The organism is Grimontia celer, assembly GCF_900055185.1.
Taxonomy (GTDB): domain Bacteria; phylum Pseudomonadota; class Gammaproteobacteria; order Enterobacterales; family Vibrionaceae; genus Enterovibrio; species Enterovibrio celer.
Map to the genome: position 1 here is coordinate 1,837,867 of NZ_FIZX01000002.1, position 7,258 is coordinate 1,845,124.

Consider the following 7,258-nt stretch of genomic DNA (forward strand, 5'->3'; position numbering starts at 1 on the left):
TCAGACAACGCTTCTCGTATCGGAGCAATTATCTTAATTGTAAACGTTTACAAAGAAATGATAGCACCCGTTAGAAACATAACCAGTTTGTTGATGAAAAAAGCGGACATTGGTTTATTGGGAAATCTCTACCCAACGTCCTTGAGTCAGATCATCAAGATCCTGGGGAGTCAGTTCGAACACTGAGTTAGGCGTACCTGCTGCCGCCCATATCACTTCGAATTGTTTGAGATCGGCATCAAGCAAAGTGATCACATTTTGTTTGTGCGCAATAGGCGGCACACCACCAATTGCAAAACCCACTTGCTCCCGAACAAAATCCGCATTGGATTTTTTCAGATCTAATCCTGCATTAACTTTCACTTTGTCCATGCTTACCATGTTGGTACCCGAGGCCACAATCAGCACGGGGTTTCCCGACGCTTTATCCTCAAAGATCAGGGATTTTGCGATTTGACCAACTGTACATCCTATCGCTTCAGCCGCTTCCGAAGCGGTACGTGTAGAGGCCGGCATCTGCTTCACCTTTAAGGCTTTTCCGCGTTCTGACAAAAATGTCTGTACCCTTTGTGATGCTGGTTTCAGTGCGTTTTCCATTTAGACCACCTCCTTCAATATTTCTTTCCTATCCTGCCAAAATGTCGTTAAGCCCAGTGAACGGGTAATAAGAAATCCCTGCAAGTGAGCGCCATCAAAAAAGCCTGAATTCTCCTGTTTCTGATACGCCCAGTACCCGCACATAGAGTGGTGATATTGACCAACACGCAGCGTTTAGCACACCGAACTCACCGCTTAAAAGGAACTATGGCTGATGGGCACCGATTGATAGGCTTCATTCCTATTTAATTTTCTCTCAGTCTTCTATCAATTTTTACAGCACATTTCAGTCATCGAGTCACCTGAATCCTTGTGAGAAATCAACGTATTAAACCCCCTAACAACATGACTTTTCGGTTGTCCTTCCCTTTCTAATTGAACAGTATTTTTTATGTGCCACGCACAGGCAATTTACGACGTGACCTTTCCAATAAAAAGGGTAGGCACAGAGAAAAGAGCATTGCAGCTCGCGGAGTTCAAACACCGTCAGCTTGCACTCGCAGGGCTCGGATTAGCAGTACGAGACATCAAAAAGGAAACGTGAAAATACTTCACGACAAAGGGGAAATTTAACATGGGATTTTTTGCAAATCTGTTCAGTGGAATTGGTGAAGCGATTTCAAAAGTAGGCGAAGCGATTGCTGATGTAGCAACTGGCATTGCGAACGTTGTAAGTACAGCAGTCAGTGCTATCGATGAAGGCCTAAGCTGGGTTGGGGACAAAATTGCGGAAGCCACCGCAGACATACCGATAATCAACGGCATTACAGCCGCCGTTGCTACCGTGGTGGACGGTGTGACCGATGCGGCTGAGATTGTCACCCACCACTTTGCCATGAACGTGGCTCAGGTTGGTCAAGCCGTTGGCGAAGTCATCGATACCACAGGCGAAGTAATTGAAGCTGTCGCAGAAGGCAATGGGCATTGCGTACCGGAAATCATTAAAGATGGCGTTGGTGACATCGTTGAAACGGCCGAAGAGCATTTGGCGATGCACCTGGAGCACGACATCGAACTTCTTCAGATCCCAATCAAAGTCGTCTCTGAAGCGACAAGCGAACTGCTGACAGGCGTTATCGGCGAAAACCACATTTCTCAAGCACCATTGGTGCTTGATGACGCGCAGAGCTTTGTCTTCGACGACGTGATTCATGACGGCATTTTTGTACCCGCTGTCGAAGGTTGGGAACATCTGAACAATGAAGTGTTCGGCAACACAGTCGATGGTCTTTCCCACTCTGAAATGGGCATGGGTTGGCTGACTGGCGAGCATGAAGGTCATGGCTCTGGTGAGCATGGTTCAGGTGAACATGGTACTGGTGGCCATGGTGGTCACGGTGAAACAGCGTGTGGCTGTGGCACTGACCCAATGCCAGCAGCTGATGAGTTTATGTGGGTGTAAAGTCACTCATCGGTGCAAAAACGCGGGTCTTCGGGCTCGCGTTTTTTGTTTCTTACCTTTCAATATTAGAGGAAGCCCCAAGTCCAAAGAGGAGAAGAAATCCACCCTGATACATCGTGACATCCATCGAAAAGAAAACTATCAACTCAACGTTCTATCGAATTGGCCTTTGACTTAGAGCTTACTCAAACCCTTATTCCTGTCGTCGTTCGATTAAACCTATTAAGACAAAGGAACGAGAATGGATACAAAGAAACTTGGTCATTCGGATTTGAATATTAGCCGACTGGGACTCGGCAGTTGGGCTATTGGTGGCAACATTGGCGATTGGGGATGGGGTCAGCAATCCGAAAAGGACTCAATCAATACCATCCTTACAGCGCTAGACAACGGTATAAATTGGATTGATACCGCACCCGCATATGGGTTGGGTAATGCAGAAGTGGTTATCAATAAAGCGCTAAGACAAGCCAAGCGTAAACCTTACATTTTTACCAAATGCGGTTTGTGTTGGAACCAAGGCGAGACAGCGCTTTTTAATCGACTTTCAAAAGCATCGATAACCAAAGAAGTAGAAGATAGCCTCAGCAGACTGAATGTAGAAACTATCGATCTTTACCAAATACACTGGCCACTTCCTGAAGCCAACATTAGCGAGGCTTGGGAAACGCTTGCTGAACTCAAAAAGCAAGGCAAGGTTCGTCACATAGGCGTATCCAATTTTTCTGTAAAACAGATGGAGATGCTTCATCAGATCGTACCGATTACCTCCAACCAATCAGCTTACTCCCTACTCAACCGCACGATTGAAGAAGCAGTATTACCTTGGTGCGCGGAGCACAATGTTGGCACCATCCACCACTCAACAATGGCTTCTGGTCTCCTGACTGGCTCCATGACAAAAGCGCGGTTTGCGCAGCTCGACAAGAGAGATTGGCGTCACAAGAACCATTTGTTTCAGGAGCCAGGGTTCTCGCAAAGCCTGCTTCTCGTTGAGGCGCTGAGAGATATTGCGAACGAAAGAAACTGCACCGTTGCGGAAGTGGCCATCGCGTGGACGCTATCTCATCCTGCAACCACAGGCTCGATTATTGGTGCCCGAACTCCTGATCAATTGTCAGGGTTGATAAACGCGTCAAAGGTATCGCTATCAGCAGAGGATTTTTCGAAGATTAGTGATTTTTTAGATATGGCGACGGTATAGGAAGAATCATCGTACGATAAAGCAGGCTCTAAGCCTGCTTCACTCGCTACAATCTATTGATGATCATGAAGAATTTCGGAGTAGTGGTTTATCTTCCAGTCGATGTGTTTAAGAAAATCCTGCGTTTCAGCCAACTTATTTTCGAGCCTTTCCTTGTGCTTGAACAGAATGTTCAACAGTTGGTTCGCTTTGTTTTCTGAGTCTTGGACCTGTTCTGCGTACGATTTAATATCTTTCAGCGGCATTCCGGTCACTTTCAAACACTGAACAAACTGCAACCAGCGAATATCATGCTCACGGTAATATCGATGACCTGAACTATCGCGAGGAATTGGATAAATCAAACCACTTCGTTCGTAATATCTCAGCGTGTGGCAACTCAAACCACTCGCAGCCGACGCTTCTTGAATTCGCATAGATGACCTTGATGACAGCGGGTTAAAACGATTCCTCCAACGATAGGCGAAAACACCTTAACTCTATTTAGTTGTAGGCATCACGATATACATGCTGGAGCGGAAACCCTATCGCTCAAAGTGAAAAATGCGAGTCTAATAAATCAATATATCCTTTTTAATTTCAATATAATAAGGCAGCACTATTGGCGATAAGTATGTCCATCTTTTAGTGGTTTAACGACCTCATCCAGCCCTTCAATTTTCAGTGCTAGACACAAGGCCAAGAGTTGACCCAACTCCCCTTTGGGAAACCCCTGCTTATCGAACCAAAGCAAATATTCTTCTGGTAGGTCAATCAACACCCTTCCGGCATATTTGCCAAACGGCATTTTCATTCTCGCCAGTTTGAGCATGTTTTCTTTTTCGAGCATGGTCGTTTTTCACTTCCTATTGGGCAGAATGAGAGTCTATCACGCTGTGCAGCTCGCGCGATGTTCTCCCCACCTGTCAAAGCAAGCATGAGATAGCGTCTCAGTTGTAGGCAAAATGGGTTATTCATCCTTAGTTAAAACAATAGCGACATAAACGCTGACTAATGTGTATCACTTCATGATGACAGCTAGAGGTGACTGCCATGCCTTCACAAGGATTTAATACCGAGTTTTTGAGTGTTCCTGTTTCACTGCCACGACTGGGCGAGAGCCTGTTAGATGTGGCTTGGGAATACGGTGAGCCTTTGCACTGTGAACACTTTTCACTGGTGATGAACCGGGAAACAAAAATGGCGTTCTACACCGCCCACAATATCGACAGGCAAACACTCATGAGCCTGAAGCGCGCCAGATGGAAGCTCGATCCCCGCGTCGACATTGACTATCAGGCGGGCCCCGAGGTGTACAAAAACAACGTCTGGGACCGTGGCCATATGGTGCGTCGTGCGGCCATTACCTGGGGCTCCCGTCCTGAGGCAAGTCAGGCAAACAAAGACTCTTTTTTCTATACCAACGCCAATTTGCAGCACGCGAAGTTCAATCAGGATGAATGGCTGGAACTGGAAAACTGGTTGTTGGAAGAAGAAGACCTCGACGATAAACTTTCTGTATTCACTGGCCCAATCAACACCATCAATGACCAACCTTACCGAGGCACTTACATCCCGTCTGCGTTCTGGAAAGTGATTGTGTTCACCAAAGGTGGCGAACTTCAATGCCGCGCGTTTTTGATGAAGCAAAGCGAGTTCTGGGACGATCACGATGGTCGGAATACCCTTAATCTGGAAAGCTATCAGGTTTCGCTTACCCAAATCACAGAGCTCACTGACCTCTATTTCCAGCAAGCGCTCTACGATACAAACCCCATGTTCTACTCCCCAAACAACTTCACCACATCAAACGATATCGACACGCCAGAAATGCGCCCTATCGAATCGCCGACTGACATCGTGGATAACCGAGGAAAATACACCGACATCATCCAGGAACTTTGGGATGCCGATGACAACCGCTTCGATGTCACCCGTCTTGCAGATGGTCGCTGGATGAACGAGAACGCAGATATCCGCCTCTATGAGCAAGGCTACCGACGCCCAGGCAAACGTGATTTGGCCAAGTTCTTCCTCTTCGATGAAGTGAATACCGACAAGCTGATGTTCCTGCCTTCTTATCAGGCATTTAAGCGATTGATTGATAACTATAACGAGCTTGAACGCGACGAAGAGAAATACAGCGATGTTGAACTGGCCGAGATTGAGCATTTCCTCGATACCTGTTTTGCCCGCTACGACGATGAAGACCGGATTTCACTCATGGAGTCGGTCTACCAATACATCACGGATGATCAAAGTGAAGGCGGTCTTGGATTTGCCCAAGCCAAACTCACTGAAATGCCTTTTACCAGCACCACTTTTGGTGAAGGACAGTACATAGACCTAACCAGCATCGAGACCTTCCGCGAAACAGTCAGAAATATTTGGTTCGGGCTCTATACCAACAACTTTGGCAACCGTCAGGTGAAACATGCTTCGGGCTTTGAGCATGTTTTTCTTGGCGAGATTAAGCGTGAGGGCTCCCGCTATGAAATCGGGGGTTATCACTTCTGGGCGAAGTTCTTCTGGGATGAGCAAAATGGTAACGGCGGAAAAGCCGATTTGGAGTATCTAGGCTCTTTCTACGACGGCCCTGAAGGAAACCTGAATACCGATGTCGCGACATTGGCGATGAGCTGGCGCGTGGGCGAGAAGATCGCATGGAAAGAGAAAGGCGGATTCTTCGTGGGTATGAGCCCGGAATGCCTCTTGGCACTGGGCACCATGCTGACGTTTGAAAGCTTCCGCAACGACACCCAGCCACTGTCGTTTTTTGATGGCGAATCCAAACGCAGAGCCGCCATCAACGGCTGGCGCTACGATTTGGTGCTATACCGCGAGACCCTGAAAAACCAGGATCGCGGCTTTCACTTACGCTCTTTCTATCCGGTACTTAAAAGTCGCGATAATCGCGATCCGTTATTGGCTCCGCATTCCAATACCGATGTCTTGCTGTATGACGAAGGCGATGTGGTCATTGCTTCTGCGATGCCAAATCCACCGGGTGTCGGCGATCAAAATGAGTGGGTCTCCATTCGAAATGAAACGCCGGGACTGATTGACGTGACGGGCTGGCAAATCCGAACTAAATCCGGCACCACAGTCCTTCGCGAGAAGACCAAGTTACCACCAGGTCGTGAGCACAAAATTGTTGTTCGCGCAGGGGGCGGCGGGGCAGCACTTTCGAATAAAGGGACAGTGATTGAGCTTTTGGATACGGAAGATACTGTCATTTCCAAAGTGGAATACAAATCGGTGAGCCGACGCGCTGAGGGGCAGGTACTGAACTTCAGTTAACGAATCTTCGCAACCAAAGCCAAAGGCGCGGAACTCCGCGCCTTTCTTCTTTCAATACGTCAATCCAAAGCGCAGGTTTCGCAACCAAACATCTTTGCATGCATCCAACAGCCCACACAGAACCCCAGCACCGCTTCAAGCCAGGTCAACATAAAGCAGATGCCCAACACAGCAAACAGCCAGATATCCGGCATTTCCAGTAAGCGAAATGTCAGACAGGTGATCCCCATAATGGCACCCAGGCTCCATGCAAAGCGTTTGGGCTTTATCGGTTTCCAAATGGCCTTGGAGTGCATGGTCATCGCCGTTCCCAACAATCCTGACGGGCTTAAGGGCGTCAGCCCGAACATCGCCGCCATCACCATATCGAAAATCACATAAGGGCCGACATAAATCACAGGATCCCACTCAGGGCGAACCAGAAGGATCACCATGGTGACCGCGGATAAAACATTCAATAGTCCCGCTCGGGCACGCGTGGCAGTCTCGTTGATCCGCAGATCGCTTTCACCCGGAATACTCTGTCCCATTGCCAAAATCGGGGTGGTGAAGAAGGTATGGTATTGTTTTAATTCGTCAGCGCGCATGAACCTTTCCCTGAATCATTTTCCTTTAAGTCTATACGCTGGTTAAATTCCTACCTGAGTCCCGGCCAAATCTTGCTCGCTGAGCAACTTTTCGCCCAACGCACAAGCAATACCTTGCTCTCCCCTTTTTGGAAATCAGTTAAGTCTCTGTTTTCATTGAACTCCATCACTGGCACACCCCTTGCGTTA

General features: G+C 47.8%; 7 protein-coding genes. 3 read left to right on the forward strand and 4 right to left on the reverse strand.

Annotated elements, in window-relative coordinates; all coding sequences use genetic code 11:
* Window positions 1–114: 114 nt before the first annotated feature.
* On the reverse strand, window positions 115–597 hold the full coding sequence (locus tag GCE9029_RS18555; RefSeq protein ID WP_062665553.1) for a YbaK/EbsC family protein: 483 nt from the start codon (window positions 595–597) through the stop codon (window positions 115–117).
* A 574-nt stretch (window positions 598–1,171) separates the two neighbouring features.
* Between GCE9029_RS18555 and GCE9029_RS18560 the strand changes: the two genes are divergently transcribed.
* Both GCE9029_RS18560 and GCE9029_RS18565 read left to right on the forward strand, forming a co-directional pair.
* Window positions 1,172–1,999: a hypothetical protein gene (locus GCE9029_RS18560; protein WP_062665556.1), complete on the forward strand. Its 828-nt coding sequence runs from the start codon at window positions 1,172–1,174 to the stop codon at window positions 1,997–1,999.
* Between the two features lie 241 nt (window positions 2,000–2,240).
* Window positions 2,241–3,203, forward strand: a complete 963-nt coding sequence (locus GCE9029_RS18565) for an aldo/keto reductase (RefSeq protein ID WP_062665558.1) — start codon at window positions 2,241–2,243, stop codon at window positions 3,201–3,203.
* A gap of 53 nt (window positions 3,204–3,256) precedes the next feature.
* Here GCE9029_RS18565 and GCE9029_RS18570 read toward each other — a convergent pair whose 3' ends face one another.
* Together GCE9029_RS18570 and GCE9029_RS18575 are read right to left on the reverse strand one after the other, a co-directional pair.
* Window positions 3,257–3,619 carry a MerR family transcriptional regulator gene (locus tag GCE9029_RS18570; protein ID WP_062665559.1) on the reverse strand — a complete coding sequence of 121 codons (363 nt, stop codon included), beginning with the start codon at window positions 3,617–3,619 and terminating at the stop codon, window positions 3,257–3,259.
* Window positions 3,620–3,801: 182 nt separating this feature from the next.
* The gene (locus GCE9029_RS18575; RefSeq protein WP_062665561.1) at window positions 3,802–4,032 is read right to left on the reverse strand and encodes a DUF3820 family protein; all 231 of its coding nucleotides are present in this window, start codon (window positions 4,030–4,032) and stop codon (window positions 3,802–3,804) included.
* 203 nt (window positions 4,033–4,235) lie between these two features.
* On the opposite strand from GCE9029_RS18575, the gene GCE9029_RS18580 reads away from it, so the two are divergent.
* Window positions 4,236–6,482: a DNA/RNA non-specific endonuclease gene (locus GCE9029_RS18580; RefSeq protein ID WP_062665563.1), complete on the forward strand. Its 2,247-nt coding sequence runs from the start codon at window positions 4,236–4,238 to the stop codon at window positions 6,480–6,482.
* A gap of 59 nt (window positions 6,483–6,541) precedes the next feature.
* Here GCE9029_RS18580 and GCE9029_RS18585 read toward each other — a convergent pair whose 3' ends face one another.
* Window positions 6,542–7,069, reverse strand: coding sequence for a DUF4395 domain-containing protein (locus GCE9029_RS18585; protein WP_062665564.1), 528 nt, complete (start codon window positions 7,067–7,069; stop codon window positions 6,542–6,544).
* Window positions 7,070–7,258 lie beyond the last annotated feature (189 nt).

Bases quoted from the DNA above. Each gene is read 5' to 3' on its own strand.
- GCE9029_RS18555 (WP_062665553.1), bottom strand. From the start codon at position 597: ATGGAAAACGCACTGAAACCAGCATCACAAAGGGTACAGACATTTTTG.
- GCE9029_RS18560 (WP_062665556.1), top strand. From the start codon at position 1,172: ATGGGATTTTTTGCAAATCTGTTCAGTGGAATTGGTGAAGCGATTTCA.
- GCE9029_RS18565 (WP_062665558.1), top strand. From the start codon at position 2,241: ATGGATACAAAGAAACTTGGTCATTCGGATTTGAATATTAGCCGACTG.
- GCE9029_RS18570 (WP_062665559.1), bottom strand. From the start codon at position 3,619: ATGCGAATTCAAGAAGCGTCGGCTGCGAGTGGTTTGAGTTGCCACACG.
- GCE9029_RS18575 (WP_062665561.1), bottom strand. From the start codon at position 4,032: ATGCTCGAAAAAGAAAACATGCTCAAACTGGCGAGAATGAAAATGCCG.
- GCE9029_RS18580 (WP_062665563.1), top strand. From the start codon at position 4,236: ATGCCTTCACAAGGATTTAATACCGAGTTTTTGAGTGTTCCTGTTTCA.
- GCE9029_RS18585 (WP_062665564.1), bottom strand. From the start codon at position 7,069: ATGCGCGCTGACGAATTAAAACAATACCATACCTTCTTCACCACCCCG.